Raw genomic sequence first — 14,712 nt, forward strand, 5'->3', positions numbered from 1 at the left:
TCAGAACGCCGCGATCCCCGTCTGGGCGCGGCCGAGGATCAGCGCATGGATGTCGTGCGTGCCCTCGTAGGTGTTCACGACTTCCAGGTTCACCAGGTGGCGGGCGACGCCGAACTCGTCGCTGATGCCGTTGCCGCCCATCATGTCGCGGGCCATGCGGGCGATGTCAAGCGACTTGCCGCAGGAGTTGCGCTTCATGATGGAGGTGATCTCCACCGACGCCGTGCCCTCGTCCTTCATGCGGCCCAGCCGCAGGCAGCCCTGCAGGCCCAGCGTGATCTCGGTCTGCATGTCGGCCAGCTTCTTCTGGATCAGCTGGTTGGCCGCCAGCGGCTTGCCGAACTGCTTGCGGTCCAGCACGTACTGGCGGGCGCGGTGCCAGCAGTCCTCGGCGGCGCCCAGCGCGCCCCAGGCGATGCCGTAGCGCGCCGAGTTCAGGCAGGTGAAGGGACCCTTCAGGCCGCGCACTTCCGGGAAGGCGTTCTCTTCCGGGCAGAACACCTCGTCCATCACGATCTCGCCGGTGACGGAGGCGCGCAGGCCGACCTTGCCGTGGATCTTGGGCGCCGACAGGCCCTTCCAGCCCTTCTCCAGCACGAAGCCGCGGATCGCGCCCTCGTCGTCCTTGGCCCAGACCACGAACACGTCGGCGAACGGCGAGTTCGAGATCCACATCTTGCTGCCGGTGAGCTTGTAGCCGCCATCGACCTTGCGGGCGCGCGTGACCATGCTGCCGGGGTCGGAGCCGTGGTTCGGCTCGGTCAGGCCGAAGCAGCCGATCCACTCGCCGGTGGCGAGCCTGGGCAGGTACTTCTGCCTGGTCGCTTCGTTGCCGAACTCGAAGATCGGCACCATCACCAGCGAGGACTGCACGCTCATCATGGAGCGGTAGCCCGAGTCCACCCGCTCGACCTCGCGCGCGATCAGGCCGTAGCAGACGTAATTGAGGCCGGCGCCACCGTACTGTTCGGGGATGGTCGGGCCCAGCAGGCCCAGCTCGCCCATCTCGCGGAAGATGGCCGGATCGCTGGACTCGCTGCGGAACGCTTCCAGCACGCGCGGCGCCAGCTTGTCCTGGCAGTAGCTGCGGGCGGCATCGCGCACCGCGCGTTCGTCCTCGGTGAGCTGCTGGTCCAGCAGCAGCGGGTCGGCCCAGTGGAATGCGGCCCTGGCTTTGGAAGGAGTGGCTTGGCTCATTTCAGATGTGCAGGAAAGTCTTGGGACACGCGGCACTTTAGCCCCCTGGGACCATCACGGCAACCAACGGTTTCGCATGCAGTTCTGAAAAAATTGCAGAACTGGAGGGAATCCCATGCGACGCAAACTGCCCGGCACCGCCATGCTGGCCGCCTTCGAGGCGGCAGCGCGCCACCAGAGCTTCACCGCTGCCGCCAGCGAGCTGGCGCTGACCCAGAGCGCCGTCGGGCGCCAGGTGGCCGCCCTGCAGGACCTGCTGGGCGTGCCCCTGTTCCGCCGCACCCGCCACGGCATCGCGCTGACCGACGCCGGCATCGCGTACTACCGCCACGTGGCCCGCGCGCTCGACGACATGGAACGCGAGGTGCTGGACCTGCAGGGCCGGCGCGGCCGCGGCGGCAGCATCGAGCTGGGCGTGGTCCCCACCTTCGGTGCGCAGTGGCTGGTGCCCCGCCTGCAGGGGCTGCGCGAGCGCAACCCGGACCTGACCGTTCACCTGGCCAGCCGGGCGCGGCCCTTCCTGTTCCAGGACTCCGGGCTGGATGCCGCCATCTACGCCGGCACCGGCGCCTGGCCCGGCACCCAGGCCACCTTCCTGATGCCCGAGAGGGTGGTGCCGGTCTGCAGCCCGGCACTGATCGCGCCGGCGCGCAAGGTCACCGCGCGCAGGCTGGCGCAATTGCCGCTCCTGCAGCAGGCCACGCGCCCGTACGGCTGGCGCGAATGGTTCGCCTCGGCCGGGGTCGCCGAGGTCAACGCGCTGGCCGGGCCGCGCTACGAACTGTTCTCCTTTTCGCTGCAGGCAGCGGTGGCCGGGTTGGGCGTCGCGCTGGTGCCGGACTACCTGGTGGCGACCGAGCAAGCCGCCGGGCGGCTGGTCGTGCCGGTGCCGCACGCGATGGAGAGCTTCGGCTACTACCTGGTGACGCCGGCCGACCGGGTGGAGAGTCCGGCGGTCGCCGAGCTGAGGCAGTGGCTGCTGGACGAATGCGCCGGGACGGGCACGCCCGTGGCGCTCAATCGGGGATGACCGCCGTCACCTCGATCTCGACCTTGGCGCGGTCCTCGATCAGGGCCTTGACCTCGACGGCCGTCATGGCGATGTCGTAATGCCCGATGCAGTCGCGGAAGGCCTGCCCGACCGCGCGGCCGGCCGCCAGGTACTCGCGCTTGTCGGTGACGTACCAGGTCATGCGCACGATGTCCTGCGGCCGGGCGCCCGCTTCCTTCAGCACGTCGGCGACGTTCTGCAGCGCCTGCCGCGCCTGGGCGCCGAAGTCGTCGCTGTGGAAGCGCTGGTCGGCATCCCAGCCGATCATGCCCGCGATGTAGAGCTGGCGGCCGGTGGCGACCACCGCATTGGCATAGCCCTTGGGACGCGGCCAGCCGGCCGGCAGCACCACCTGATGGGTCATTTCGCTTCTCTCCTGGTCGGTCGGGGGCAGGGCCGAAGATCCGTCCCCGAGTTAGCTAGTCTTTCAACAACTCGCGGGCGATGATGAGCTGCTGCACCTCGCTCGCCCCTTCGTAGATGCGCAGGGCGCGGATGTCGCGGTACAGGGTTTCGACCGGCTGGCCGCTCACCACGCCCAGCCCGCCGAACAGCTGTACGGCGGCATCGATCACCTGCTGCGCGCCCTCGGTGGCGGTCAGCTTGGCCATGGCCGCCTCGCGCGTCACGCTGCGCCCCTGGTCGCGCTGCCAGGCCGCGCGATAGACCAGCAGGGCCGCGCCGTCGATGGTGGTCGCCATCTGGGCCAGCTTGGCCTGGGTGAGCTGGAAGTCGGCCAGCACCTGGTTGAACATCCTGCGGGTGGTGGCGCGCTGCAGGGCTTCGTCCAGCGCCCGCCGCGCGAAACCGAGCGCGGCTGCGGCGACCGACGTGCGGAAGACGTCCAGCGTGCGCATCGCGACCTTGAATCCCTCGCCGGCCTCGCCGATCCGTTGCGACAGCGGAACCCGGCAGTCGGAGAAGCGCAGGCGTGCCAGCGGGTGCGGCGCGATCACCTCGATGCGCTCGGCGATCTCGAAGCCGGGCGTGCCGGCATCGACGATGAAGGCCGAGATGCCGCGCGCGCCGGGCGCCTCGCCGGTGCGCGCGAACACCACGTAGAAATCCGCGATGCCGCCGTTGGAGATCCAGGTCTTCTCCCCGTTCAGCACCGCGTGGTCGCCTTCGATGTGGGCGCTGCACTGCATGGCGGCGACGTCGGAGCCGGCTTCGGGCTCCGACAGGGCGAAGGCCGCGATGGACTCGCCGCTGGCCACCTGCGGCAGGTAGCGCTGCTTCTGCCCGGCCGTGCCCTGCAGGCTGATGGCGCCCGAGCCCAGCCCCTGCATGGCAAAGGCGAAGTCGGCCAGGCCGCTGTGGCGCGCCAGCGTTTCGCGGACCAGGCAGATCGCGCGCGTGTCGATCGCCGGCGCCGCGCCATGGCCGCCGCCGACGGCGTGACGCAGCCAGCCGGCCGCGCCGAGCGACTTCACGAGCGCCCGGCAGTCGGCGTCGACGTCCTTGCCGTGGGCGTGCGGAACGTTCTGCGAGGCCCAGTCGTCCAGGGCCAGGGCCAGTTCCTTGTGCCGTGGCTCCAGGAACGGCCAGTCGAGGTAGTTGCGGTCGCTCATGCAACGGTCCTTGTCGTTGCGGGCTCGACCCGGCGAGTGTCATTGCGGGCTTGACCTGCAATCCATCTCCCGACGATCACCCGCGCAGGAGCGACATGCGGGAGGTGGATCCCGGCTTTCGCCGGGATGACATGGGATAGCGGGCGGTGCATGTCAGTTGCCTTCGAACACCGGCTTCTGCTTCGCCACGAACGCGTCGTAGGCGCGCGTGAAGTCCTCGGTCATCATGCAGATGGCCTGGGCCTGCGCCTCGGCCTCGATGGCCTGCTCCAGCGTCATCGCCCACTCCTGGTGCAGCATGGTCTTGGTGATCCCGTTGGCGAAGGTCGGGCCGGCGGCCAGGTCGGCGGCGAGCTTCTGCGCTTCGGCGAGCACGGCCTCCGGCTCGCACAGGCGGTTGAAGAAGCCCCAGCGCTCGCCCTCCTCCCCCGGCATCGAACGGCCGGTGTAGAGCAGCTCGCTGGCGCGCCCCTGGCCGATGAGGCGAGGCAGGATGGCGCAGGCGCCCATGTCGCAGCCGGCCAGGCCCACCCGGTTGAACAGGAAAGCGGTCTTGCTGCGCGCCGTGCCCAGGCGCAGGTCGGACGCCATGGCCACGATGGCACCGGCGCCGGCACAGACGCCGTCCACCGCCGCCACGATCGGCTGCGGGCAGGCCCGCATGGCCTTGACCAGGTCGCCGGTCATGCGGGTGAACATCAGCAGCTCGGGCGCTTCCAGTCGCACCAGCGGGCCGATGATCTCGTGCACGTCGCCGCCGGAGCAGAAGTTGCCGCCGGAACCGGTGACGACCACCGCCTGCACGTCGGTGGCGTAGCGCAGCTGGCCGAACAGGTCGCGCAGCTCGGCATACGAATCGAAGGTGAGCGGGTTCTTGCGCTCGGGCCGGTTCAGGGTGATGGTGGCTACCTTGCCCTCGACCGACCAGCCGAAGTGACTGGCCCGGTAGCCCGCCAGTGGCTTGCGGTTGCCGGCGACGAGTGCCGGGTCGATGCGGTCCTGCTGATCGCTGTTCATCGGGTCTCCTTTGGCTTGCTCGGGGTCAGACGCCTTGCGCCTGGTTGGCCTGTTCCAGCGGCGACAGGCCGGCGGCCTGCGCCGCCATCGCTTTTTCGCGCTCCAGGTTGCGCTCCAGTTGCGCCTTGCCGGACAGGTACTGCACCGGCCACTTGACGTCGCCGTAGCCGAGCTTGGCGGCTTCCAGCAAGGTCCAGGCCGGATTGGCCAGGTGCGGGCGGGCAATGGCACACAGGTCGGCGCGGCCGGCGGCGATGATGCTGTTGACCTGGTCGGCATCGGTGATCGCGCCCACGGCCATGGTGGCGATCCCGGCCTCGTTGCGGATGCGGTCGGCAAAGGGCGTCTGGTACATGCGGCCGTAGACCGGCTTCTGCTTCTTGCTCACCTGGCCGGAGGAGCAGTCGATCAGGTCGCAGCCGGCCGCCTTGAATGCCCTGGCGATGGCCACCGCGTCGCCGGGCGTGATGCCGCCTTCCACCCAGTCGTGCGCCGAGATCCGCACCGACATCGGCAGCTGCTCGGGCCAGACGGCCCGCATCGCGCGGAACACCTCGAGCGGATAGCGCAGCCGGTTCTCCAGCGAGCCGCCGTACTCGTCGGTGCGCTGGTTGGTCAGCGGCGAAATGAAGCTGGACAGCAGGTAGCCGTGCGCACAGTGCAGCTCCAGCCAGTCGAAGCCCGCGCCGGCCGCCAGCTGGGCGGCGCGCACGAAGTCGTCGCGCACCCGGTCCATGTCGGCCCGCGTCATGGCGCGCGACCAGTCGCTGACGCCGTCGATGTACTGCTCGGGCGAGGCGGAGAGCAGCGGCCAGTTGCCGGACGCCAGCGGCTGGTCCTCGCCCTCCCAGGGCACGCGTGTCGACCCCTTGGGCCCGGCATGCCCGAGCTGCATCGCGATCTTCGCGTCGGAGAAGCCGTGCACGAAATCGACGATGCGCTTCCAGCCGGCCTGCTGCTGCTCGTTCCACAGGCCCGGGCAGCCGGGCGTGATGCGGGCATCGGGCGAGGTGCAGGTCATCTCGGCCACCACCATGCCGGCGCCGCCCATCGCGCGCGCGCCCAGGTGCACCAGGTGGTAGTCGGCCGGCTGTCCGTCCTGGCACAGGTACTGCGCCATCGGCGAGACCACGACCCGGTTCTTCAGCACCGTGCCGCGCAGCCCGAAGGGCGTGAACATGGGGGGCACCGGCTGGCCGGCCGGCGCGCGTTGCACGCCGCAGGCGCGGGCGATCCAGTCCTCGTAGCTCTCGACATAGCCCTTGTCGCGCAGCCGCAGGTTCTCGTGGCTGATGCGCTGGCTGCGGGTCAGCAGCGAATAGGCGAACTGCGGCGCCGGCAAGTTGACGTAGCGCGCCACGTTCTCGAACCACTCGGTCGAGTTGCGCGCCGCGTTCTGGATCTTCAGCACCTCCACGCTGCGCACCGCCTCGTAGTCGACCAGCGCCCGGTTCAGGTCGCCGCCGGCCTTGCCGATGCAGCGCGCCAGCTCGATCGCATCCTCCAGCGCCAGCTTGGTGCCCGAGCCGATCGAGAAATGCGCGGTGTGCGCCGCATCGCCCATCAGCACGACCGGCTGGCGGCCGTTGTGGTGCACCCAGGTGCGGCACACCACGCGCGGGAAGCGGATCCACTGGGCCGAACCGCGCAGGTGGGTCGCGTTGGACATCAGCTTGTGGCCATCCAGGTATTTCGCGAACAGGCGCTCGCACCAGGCGATCGACTCCTCCTTCTCCATGCGGTCGATGCCGGCCTTCTCCCAGACCTCCTGCGGCGCCTCGACGATGAAGGTGGAGGTGTCGCCGTCGAACTGGTAGGCGTGCGCCTGGAACCAGCCGTGCTCGGTTTCCTCGAAGGCGAAGGTGAACGCCTCGAACAGCTTGTGCGTGCCCAGCCAGACGAAGCGGCACTGGCGCACGTCGATGTCGGGCTGGTACGTGGCCTGGTATTTCGTGCGGATGCGGCTGTTCAGCCCGTCGCTGGCGATGATCAGGTCGGCGTCCGGGTACTGCTCGTCGCCCTGCACGTCGGTTTCGAACACCAGCTTCACGCCCAGTTGCTCGCAGCGCTGCTGCAGGATGTTGAGCAGGCGCTTGCGGCCGATGCCGCAGAAGCCGTGCCCGCCCGAGCGGATGCGCTCGCCCCGGATGTTGACCTCGATGTCGTCCCAGTGGTTGAAGGCACCCAGGATCTCGCCGGCGGTCTGCGGGTCGGCCGCCTGCAGGTTGCCCAGCGTCTGGTCGGAGAACACCACGCCCCAGCCGAAGGTGTCGTAGGGCTTGTTGCGCTCGACCACGGTGATCTCGTGGCGCGGGTCCTGCTTTTTCATCAGGAGCGCGAAGTACAGCCCCGCGGGGCCGCCGCCAATGCAGACGATCTTCATCCGGATACTCCAAGCCTGGATAATTTAAGTTTAAAGCATTTGGGCGGAACGGCAAGCGCCGCGTGCGCGCCGAACGCCAGGCCGGACGTCGTCAGGCGGCCAGCGCTGCCGGCCGGTGCGCCAGGTCCATCACCTCGCGCGGGTCCCGCTCCTTCAGGCGATGGTCGCTCCACACCTGGCGCCAGCGACGCGCGCCGGGCAGCCCGTTGCGCAGGCCCAGCATGTGGCGCGCGATGGCGCTCCACGGGGTGCCGTGCTCGCGCGCATGGCGCACCATGTAGTCGGCCATGGCGGCCTCGACGTCGTCGCGGCTGCGGGCGCTGGGCTCCGCCCCGAAGAAGTCGTGCTCCCACGAAGCCAGCCACCAGGGGTTGTGGTAGGCCTCCCGGCCCACCATCGCGCCGTCCAGGTGCGCCAGTTGCCCGCGCACCTGCCCGGTGGACGTCAGGCCGCCATTGACCAGGATCTGCAGCCGCGGAAATTCCCGCTTGAGCCGGTGCACCGTTTCGTATCGCAGCGGCGGTACCTCGCGGTTCTCCTTGGGCGAAAGTCCCTTGAGCCAGGCATTGCGCGCGTGGACGATGAAGACCCGGCACCCCGCCTCGGCCACGGCGCCGACGAAGTCGCGAACGAAGCCGTACCGCTCGTCCCGATCGATGCCGATCCGGTGCTTGACCGTGACCGGCACGCCCACGGCGTCGACCATGGCCTTGACGCAGTCGGCCACCAGCGCCGGCTCGGCCATCAGGCAGGCACCGAAGGCGCCGCGCTGGACCCGCTCGCTCGGACAGCCGCAATTGAGGTTGATTTCGTCGTAGCCCCACTGCTCGCCGAGCCGCGCGCACTGCGCCAGTTCGGCCGGCTCGCTGCCACCGAGCTGAAGCGCAACCGGGTGCTCCTCGCCATTGAAGTCCAGGTGGCGCGGCACGTCCCCATGCAGCAGCGCGCCGGTGGTCACCATCTCGGTGTAGAGCAGCGCGTGGGGGCTCAGCAGCCGGTGGAAGTAGCGGCAGTGGCGGTCGGTCCAGTCCATCATCGGAGCGACGCAGAGGCGACGTGCGCGGTCGAGGAAAAGGGGGGCGATGGTCATGGGAATCGCCATTGTCCGCGCTGCGAGCGGCCGCCCTGCCCATCCGGCCGCAAAGCCGCAGCGCGGCCGCGCGCAACACGCTTGTCAGGCGCGTTTCGACATTCGTCAAGACGGATCCGGACCGGCCTTTCCCGAATAATCACTCGCCTGTGGGCTGCCAGGCGGGAGCATATGGATCGGCTTCAATCGATGAAGGTGTTCCAGCAGGTGGTCGGCACCGGCGGCTTCGCGGCTGCAGCCCGCAAGCTGGACATGGCGCCGGCGGTGGTCACCCGCCTGGTCAGCGACCTGGAACAGCACCTGGGCGTGCGCCTGCTGCAGCGCTCGTCGCGCCGGCTCTCGCTCACCGACGCGGGCGAGGAGTACCTGCAAAGGCTGCGGCCCATCCTGGGCGAGATCGAGGAAGCCGAGTCGCTGGTGCAGATCCACACGCGCGCCATGAGCGGCACGATCCGCGTGCTGGCCCCACCGGTGGCGGCCAGCCATGTGCTGGGTCCGGCCGTGGCCCGCTTCCAGTCCGTGCATCCGGGGGTGGTGGTGGACATCCAGGTCGAGGATTCGCCCGACCCGGCGGTGCAGGACTACGACCTCGCGGTGCTCAGCGGCTCCGTCCGCATCGACCCGGACGCCATCGTGCGGCCGCTCCTGCTGAGCGAGGCCGTGTTCTGTGCCTCGCCGGACTACCTGCAGCGCCATGGCGAGCCGCAGGGCCCGCAGGACCTCCCCTCGCACCGGTTCCTGCAGTTGCGACTGCCCGGAGGGAGACCCGGGCCGCTGCGGCTGATCGATCCGACCGGCCGGTGCAGCGCCCAGGAAATCGACGTGGTCCCGGTAATGACCGCCAACCACACCGACACGCTGCTGGGCGCCACGCTGGAAGGCGCCGGCATCAGCAGCCAGCCGTCCGACCTGCTGGTCCCGCTGATCGCCGCCGGCCGCCTGCAGCGCCTGCTGCAGCCGTGGATCACCGCGCGCCTCGTGCTGGTGGCAGCGCTGCCCAGCCGCAAGTTCCTGCCATCGCGCACGCGGGCCTTCCTGGACTTCCTGGTCGCGCACGCCCGCGACAGCATGCTGCAGGGCGTGGCCGCCGCCGGCCGGCCCCATTGACGAAGCGTCGTTGCGGAATCAGCAATGGGGGCGTGCGGCCAATGGCATTCCCGGCCTGCCAGTGCACTCCTACAGTGGTGCGGCGCCGTCGGACATGCCTGTCAGGCGGGCGTTCCGTCCACCTCCGAAAGGAAGCGCCATGCACAAACCCAGATTGCTCCCGCTGATGACATCCGCCCTGCTGGCAGCCACGGCCGGGCTGGCCTCGATGCCCGCCGGGGCCGACGAAATCGCCCCGGGCGCCGACCGCGCGCAGTCATTCAGCAGCACGCGCTCGCGTGCCGAAGTGATGAGCGAGGCTTCCCGTGTTTCGGCCACGCGCAGCAACGAGCCGGCCGGAATGCGCGTGTTCACACTGCCCAGCTACGCGGCTGGGCCAGCGGGTGCGGGCGGCACGGCACTCATGAGCCGCAGCGCCGTGCGCAATGCCTACCTGCAGGACGGCGAACGCATGAAGACCGCGGCACTGTATGGCGAGGACAGCGGCTCCTTCGAGCTGTCGCGCCGGGGCTGGGGCAGCCTGGCCACCCCCACGCAGCCGCGACAGTGACACGGCGCACCGCGGCCGCAGCGGCCGGTGCGCGCGCTCCTACAGGGGCGCCCCGCGCCTGCCGACACCCGGCCGGCCGCGGTCCGGGTGCAATGGCTCCGTTGGTTGCGAGACCACGGAGGCCCCGATGAAGAATTTCGAGCTCAGCCCCGACCTGTTGAATCTGCGGGGCCAGTTCTACCCGACCGGCCACATCATCGCCATGTTCCCCGACGAGCAAGCGGCCCGCTCTGCCGGGCAGGCCCTGGTCGCCGGCGGCATCGGCGAAGGCGAGCTGAGCCTGATCACGCCGGAGGTGATGATGGCGGATGTGGTGCGCACGGTCGGCAGCGGCGACATGCCGCTGCCTTCGGCCGGGACCGAAGGCGACACCATCCGCCGTTTCGGCCACCTCGCCGCCCAAGGCCACTGGGCGTTGATGATCCACGCGCCGGAGAACGACACCGCAGAGCGCGTGATGAAGGCGCTGGAAGGCCGGCACCGGCCCTCGCATGCGCAGCGCTACCGCCGGCTCGTGATCGAGGACCTGGCCTGAACCGTCGGCGCCCGCCAGGGCGCACGACTGAAGAGCTTCGCAGGCATCCGGCCCCCCGGGCCCTTTGACCATGCTCAAGCGAGGCCCGGAAAGCGCCTCGCTCAGCAGGGGCCGCGCGCGTTAGCTTCGGGCATCCGCCCCCCGGCGCGCTTGTGCTTGCGACGCATGGACGCACAACTCGATCGCATCGCATCCCCTTCGCCTGCAGGGCTTGGCGAGGATGCCATCCGGCGCCTCCTGGAGCTCGCGCCGGACGGCGTGTTCGTCGCCAGCCCGCAAGGCCGGTACACCTACGCGAACGGTGCGGCTGCCCGCATGCTCGGCTATTCGCGCGAGGAGCTGGTGGGCATGCACATCCGGGAACTGATTCCTCCGGGCGATTCCGATCGCCTGGAACGCTCGCGACAGCTCATGTGCGAAGGAGGCACCCACGTCGACGAGTGGGAGCTTCGCCACAAGGACGGTCGCTGGATCCCGGTGGAGGTCAGCGCGAACATCTTGCCGGACGGGCAATGGCAGGCCTTCGTGCGCGACCTCACTGCGCGCCGGAAGCTGGAGCAGCAGGTGCGCGGCAACGAGCGCCTGCTGGATGCGGTGTTCGAGTTGCTGCCGGTCGGCGTCTGGGTCGCGGACCGGGACGGCAACATCCTGCGCAGCAACCCGGCCGGCCGCGCCGTCTGGGGCGGCGAGCGCAAGGTCGGTCCGGCGGACTACGGCCTCTACAAGGCCTGGCGGGAGGATTCCGGCGAACCTGTTGCCGCGCACGAGCGGGGCATGGCGCGGGCGGTCCTGAACGGCGAGACATCCACGGGCGAAATCCTGCGCATCCAGGCCTTCGACGGATCGATGCGGACCATCATCCACTCCGCCGCGCCCCTGCGCGGCCCGGACGGCAGCATCATGGGCGGGATCGCGATCAACGACGACATCACGGCGCTGTTCGAGGCGCAACGCAGGCAGCTGGGCGCCGAGGCCCTGTTCCGCACGGTGTTCGACCTGGCCCCGGTGGGGCTCTACGTGGCCGACGCCGAAGGGCGCATCACGCACGGCAATGCGGCCGGCGAGCGGATCTGGCAGGGGCTGCACAAGGTGGGGCCCGAGCAGTTCGGGCACTATCGCGCCTGGTGGCTGGACAGCGGCAAGGCGATCGCACCGGACGAGTGGGCGGTGGCCCGGGCGGTGCGTCGTGGCGAGACGTCGCACGGCGAGCTGATCCGGATCCAGTGCTTCGACGGCTCCTTCAAGACCATCCTCAACTGGGCGGCTCCCCTCCTGGACGCCGGCGGTCGCGTCACCGGCGCGGTGGCCGTCAACCAGGACGTGACGGCCCTGCACCAGGCCCAGGAGCAGCTGCGTGCCGCCGTCCGCGAACGCGAGAAGCTGCTGGCCGTGGTGGCCCACGACCTGCGCAACCCGCTGAACGTCATCATGCTGCGTGCCGCCATGGCGGGACGCAAGTTCGCCGGCATGCCGGGCGTGGAGGAGTGCAGGACTGCGGCAGCCACCATCTTCGAGGCCGCCGGACGGATGGCGGGGCTGGTCGAGGACCTGCTGGCCATCTCGGTCGCCGACTCGGGCCGATCCCTGCTGAAACTGGAGCCGGTCCAGCCCCAGGAGCTGCTGGCAGCCGCCGCCCGCGAGGCGCAGCCCCTGTTCAGCGACGCGGGACTCCGCCTGGAGATCCAGGCCATCGGCGAGTTGCCGGTCATCCAGTCCGACCAGAACCGGCTGCTGCGGGTCTTCGGCAACCTGCTCGACAACGCACTCAAGTTCACCGGACGCGGCGGCCAGGTGGTGATCCGCGCCGAGGCTGCAGACGACAGCGTGCTGTTCAGCGTAGCCAACAGTGGACCGGCCCTGCCGCGCGAAGACCTCGAAAGCCTGTTCCGGCCCTTCTGGCAGGCCGGCACCGACGGCCGGGGCGCCGGCCTGGGGCTGTCGATCTGCCGCTCGATCATCGAGGCGCACGGAGGCAGCGTATGGGCGGAGCCCGCCCCGGGCATGCGGGTGAAGGTCCTGTTCCTGCTGCCGCGGCTGGGGTCGCACGCGACGGCAACACCGCCGGCGCCAGGTTGACCTTGGGGCGGGGGGGACGGCCGGCGCGTTCCGGGGCGCCTGCGTCGCGCGCCCGCCCCTCAGCCCATGTGCAGGCCGCCGTTGACGGAGAAGTCGGCGCCCGTGGAGTATCCGCTTTCGTCCGACGCCAGCCAGGCGATGATGGAGGCGATCTCGCCAGGCTCGCCCAGGCGGCGCACCGGGATCGTGGCGACGATCTTGTCCAGCACGTCCTGGCGGATGGCCCTGACCATGTCGGTGCCGATGTAGCCCGGGCTGACGGTGTTGACCGTCACGCCCTTGCCGGCCAGTTCCTGGGCCAGCGCCATGGTGAAGCCGTGCATGCCGGCCTTGGCCGCCGAATAGTTGGTCTGCCCGGCCTGGCCTTTCTCGCCGTTGACCGACGAGATGTTGATGATGCGGCCCCAGCCGTGCTCGACCATGTCGCCGACCACCTGCTTGGTGACGTTGAACATGGAATTGAGGTTGGTCTCGATCACCGCATCCCAGTCTTCGCGCGTCATCTTCAGGAACATGCGGTCGCGCGTGATGCCGGCGTTGTTGACCAGCACATCGATGGGCCCGTGCTCGGCCTTGGCCTTGCTGAACGCCTCGACGGTGGAGTTCCAGTCGCCGACATTGCCGACCGACGCATGGAAGGTGAACCCCTTGGCCTTCTGGTCGTCCAGCCATTTGCCGTAGTCGCGCGTGGGCCCGCATCCGGCGATGACCTTGAAGCCTTCCCTGTGCAGGCGCTGGCAGATCGCGGTGCCGATGCCGCCCATGCCGCCAGTGACGTACGCCAGTCTCTGTGCCATTCGTTCTCTCCTTGTGGTGTGCGACAGCCGGCCGCCCGTGGCGAGCGGCCGTTGAAGGCCACTCTAGCCAATCAGGCGCGTTCGACGGCGAGGGAAACTCCCATGCCGCCGCCGATGCACAGCGCGGCCAGGCCCTTGTTCGCCTCGCGGCGCCGCATCTCGTGCAGCAGCGTCACCAGCACGCGGCAGCCGGAAGCGCCGATCGGGTGGCCCAGTGCAATCGCGCCGCCGTTGACGTTGACCTTCGCCGGGTCCAGGCCGAGTTCCTTGTTGACGGCGCAGGCCTGCGCCGCGAAGGCCTCGTTGAGCTCGAACAGGTTGACGTCCTGGGTGTTCCAGCCCGCGCGCTGCAGCGCCTTGCGCGAGGCCGGCACCGGTCCCATGCCCATGGTGGCGGGATCCAGCCCGGAGGTGGCGAAACCGGCGATGCGGGCCAGCGGCTCCAGGCCCAGGGATGCGGCCTTCCGTGCCGACATGACCACCACGGCGGCGGCGCCATCGTTGATGCCCGAGGCATTGCCGGCCGTCACGCTGCCGGCCTTGTCGAAGGCGGGCTTCAGGCCGGCCAGCGCCTCGGCGCTGGTCTTTCGGTTGATGAACTCGTCGGCGTCGAACAGCAGCGGCTCGCCCTTCTTCTGCGCGATGGAGACCGGCACGATCTCGTCCTTGAACCGGCCGGCATCCTGCGCGGCAGCGGCTTTCTTCTGGCTGGCCAGCGCCAGCTCGTCCTGTGCACCGCGGGCGATGCCGTACTGGCGAGCCACGTTCTCGGCCGTCACGCCCATGTGGTACTGGTTGTAGACGTCCCACAGGCCGTCGACGATCATCGAATCGATCATCTTCCAGTCGCCCATGCGCTGGCCTTCGCGCGAGCCCAGCAGCACGTGGGGCGCGGCGCTCATGTTTTCCTGGCCGCCGGCCACGACGATCTCGCTGTCGCCCCAGGCGATGGCCTGCGCGGCCAGCATCACGGCCTTGAGGCCCGAGCCGCACACGGCGTTGATGGTCATGGCCGGCACTTCCCTGGGCAGGCCGGCCTTGAGCGAAGCCTGGCGCGCGGGATTCTGGCCCGCGCCCGCCGCCAGCACCTGGCCCATGATCACTTCGCCGACCTGCGCCGGCTCGATCGCGGCGCGGGACAAGGCTTCTCGGATCACGATGGAGCCCAGCTCCGTCGCCGGCGTCCTGGCCAGCGTGCCGCCGAACTTGCCGACCGCCGTGCGGACGGCCGAGACGATGACGATGTCCTGTTGCATGACTTTTCTCCTTGAAGAAGGGCCAAGGCCAGGGGCCCAGGCTCGATGTGTCGCGTCTTGACCTGGTCCCTGGTTCCAGTTT

General features: G+C 69.7%; 13 protein-coding genes. 5 read left to right on the forward strand and 8 right to left on the reverse strand.

What is annotated here, in order from left to right; translation table 11 throughout:
• Entirely contained in the window at positions 1-1,197 is a 1,197-nt protein-coding gene (locus tag V6M57_RS12590; protein ID WP_332815340.1) for an acyl-CoA dehydrogenase, read from the reverse strand.
• A gap of 115 nt (positions 1,198-1,312) precedes the next feature.
• On the opposite strand from V6M57_RS12590, the gene V6M57_RS12595 reads away from it, so the two are divergent.
• Positions 1,313-2,227 (forward strand): LysR family transcriptional regulator, encoded by a 915-nt coding sequence (locus tag V6M57_RS12595; protein ID WP_332815341.1) that lies wholly within the window; start codon positions 1,313-1,315, stop codon positions 2,225-2,227.
• On the opposite strand, the gene V6M57_RS12600 is transcribed toward V6M57_RS12595, so the two are convergent.
• The 5 genes from V6M57_RS12600 to dusA form a co-directional block, all read right to left on the reverse strand.
• Entirely contained in the window at positions 2,214-2,612 is a 399-nt protein-coding gene (locus V6M57_RS12600) for a RidA family protein (protein WP_332815342.1), read from the reverse strand. The genes V6M57_RS12595 and V6M57_RS12600 overlap by 14 nt on opposite strands.
• A 55-nt stretch (positions 2,613-2,667) precedes the next feature.
• Positions 2,668-3,819 carry an acyl-CoA dehydrogenase family protein gene (locus V6M57_RS12605; RefSeq protein WP_332815343.1) on the reverse strand — a complete coding sequence of 384 codons (1,152 nt, stop codon included), beginning with the start codon at positions 3,817-3,819 and terminating at the stop codon, positions 2,668-2,670.
• Between the two features lie 153 nt (positions 3,820-3,972).
• Complete coding sequence (locus V6M57_RS12610; RefSeq protein WP_332815344.1) at positions 3,973-4,836, reverse strand: enoyl-CoA hydratase family protein; 864 nt, start codon at positions 4,834-4,836, stop codon at positions 3,973-3,975.
• Positions 4,837-4,861: 25 nt separating this feature from the next.
• Positions 4,862-7,219, reverse strand: a complete 2,358-nt coding sequence (locus tag V6M57_RS12615) for a bifunctional salicylyl-CoA 5-hydroxylase/oxidoreductase (RefSeq protein WP_332815345.1) — start codon at positions 7,217-7,219, stop codon at positions 4,862-4,864.
• Positions 7,220-7,310: 91 nt separating this feature from the next.
• Positions 7,311-8,309, reverse strand: coding sequence for a tRNA dihydrouridine(20/20a) synthase DusA (gene dusA, locus V6M57_RS12620; protein WP_332815346.1), 999 nt, complete (start codon positions 8,307-8,309; stop codon positions 7,311-7,313).
• 171 nt (positions 8,310-8,480) lie between these two features.
• On the opposite strand from dusA, the gene V6M57_RS12625 reads away from it, so the two are divergent.
• From V6M57_RS12625 to V6M57_RS12640, 4 genes are all read left to right on the forward strand, one after another.
• Entirely contained in the window at positions 8,481-9,416 is a 936-nt protein-coding gene (locus V6M57_RS12625; protein ID WP_332815347.1) for a LysR family transcriptional regulator, read from the forward strand.
• A 139-nt stretch (positions 9,417-9,555) separates the two neighbouring features.
• On the forward strand, positions 9,556-9,966 hold the full coding sequence (locus tag V6M57_RS12630) for a hypothetical protein (RefSeq protein ID WP_332815348.1): 411 nt from the start codon (positions 9,556-9,558) through the stop codon (positions 9,964-9,966).
• 127 nt (positions 9,967-10,093) lie between these two features.
• Entirely contained in the window at positions 10,094-10,501 is a 408-nt protein-coding gene (locus V6M57_RS12635) for an RNA-binding protein (RefSeq protein ID WP_332815349.1), read from the forward strand.
• A 165-nt stretch (positions 10,502-10,666) separates the two neighbouring features.
• Entirely contained in the window at positions 10,667-12,577 is a 1,911-nt protein-coding gene (locus V6M57_RS12640) for a sensor histidine kinase (RefSeq protein ID WP_332815350.1), read from the forward strand.
• Positions 12,578-12,636: 59 nt separating this feature from the next.
• Here V6M57_RS12640 and phbB read toward each other — a convergent pair whose 3' ends face one another.
• Both phbB and V6M57_RS12650 read right to left on the reverse strand, forming a co-directional pair.
• Complete coding sequence (gene phbB, locus V6M57_RS12645) at positions 12,637-13,374, reverse strand: acetoacetyl-CoA reductase (protein ID WP_332815351.1); 738 nt, start codon at positions 13,372-13,374, stop codon at positions 12,637-12,639.
• A gap of 71 nt (positions 13,375-13,445) precedes the next feature.
• Positions 13,446-14,630 (reverse strand): acetyl-CoA C-acetyltransferase, encoded by a 1,185-nt coding sequence (locus V6M57_RS12650; RefSeq protein ID WP_332815352.1) that lies wholly within the window; start codon positions 14,628-14,630, stop codon positions 13,446-13,448.
• Between the last annotated feature and the right edge of the window lie 82 nt (positions 14,631-14,712).

The sequence above is a fragment of the Ramlibacter sp. genome, from assembly GCF_036676645.1.
In the GTDB taxonomy this organism is placed as follows: Bacteria; Pseudomonadota; Gammaproteobacteria; order Burkholderiales; family Burkholderiaceae_C; genus Ramlibacter.

Excerpts from the sequence above, each read along its gene's own strand:
- V6M57_RS12610 (WP_332815344.1), bottom strand. The coding sequence starts at position 4,836 with ATGAACAGCGATCAGCAGGACCGCATCGACCCGGCACTCGTCGCCGGC.
- V6M57_RS12640 (WP_332815350.1), top strand. The coding sequence starts at position 10,667 with ATGGACGCACAACTCGATCGCATCGCATCCCCTTCGCCTGCAGGGCTT.
- phbB (WP_332815351.1), bottom strand. The coding sequence starts at position 13,374 with ATGGCACAGAGACTGGCGTACGTCACTGGCGGCATGGGCGGCATCGGC.
- V6M57_RS12615 (WP_332815345.1), bottom strand. The coding sequence starts at position 7,219 with ATGAAGATCGTCTGCATTGGCGGCGGCCCCGCGGGGCTGTACTTCGCG.
- V6M57_RS12625 (WP_332815347.1), top strand. The coding sequence starts at position 8,481 with ATGGATCGGCTTCAATCGATGAAGGTGTTCCAGCAGGTGGTCGGCACC.
- V6M57_RS12635 (WP_332815349.1), top strand. The coding sequence starts at position 10,094 with ATGAAGAATTTCGAGCTCAGCCCCGACCTGTTGAATCTGCGGGGCCAG.
- V6M57_RS12605 (WP_332815343.1), bottom strand. The coding sequence starts at position 3,819 with ATGAGCGACCGCAACTACCTCGACTGGCCGTTCCTGGAGCCACGGCAC.
- V6M57_RS12595 (WP_332815341.1), top strand. The coding sequence starts at position 1,313 with ATGCGACGCAAACTGCCCGGCACCGCCATGCTGGCCGCCTTCGAGGCG.
- V6M57_RS12630 (WP_332815348.1), top strand. The coding sequence starts at position 9,556 with ATGCACAAACCCAGATTGCTCCCGCTGATGACATCCGCCCTGCTGGCA.
- V6M57_RS12590 (WP_332815340.1), bottom strand. The coding sequence starts at position 1,197 with ATGAGCCAAGCCACTCCTTCCAAAGCCAGGGCCGCATTCCACTGGGCC.
- V6M57_RS12650 (WP_332815352.1), bottom strand. The coding sequence starts at position 14,630 with ATGCAACAGGACATCGTCATCGTCTCGGCCGTCCGCACGGCGGTCGGC.
- V6M57_RS12600 (WP_332815342.1), bottom strand. The coding sequence starts at position 2,612 with ATGACCCATCAGGTGGTGCTGCCGGCCGGCTGGCCGCGTCCCAAGGGC.
- dusA (WP_332815346.1), bottom strand. The coding sequence starts at position 8,309 with ATGACCATCGCCCCCCTTTTCCTCGACCGCGCACGTCGCCTCTGCGTC.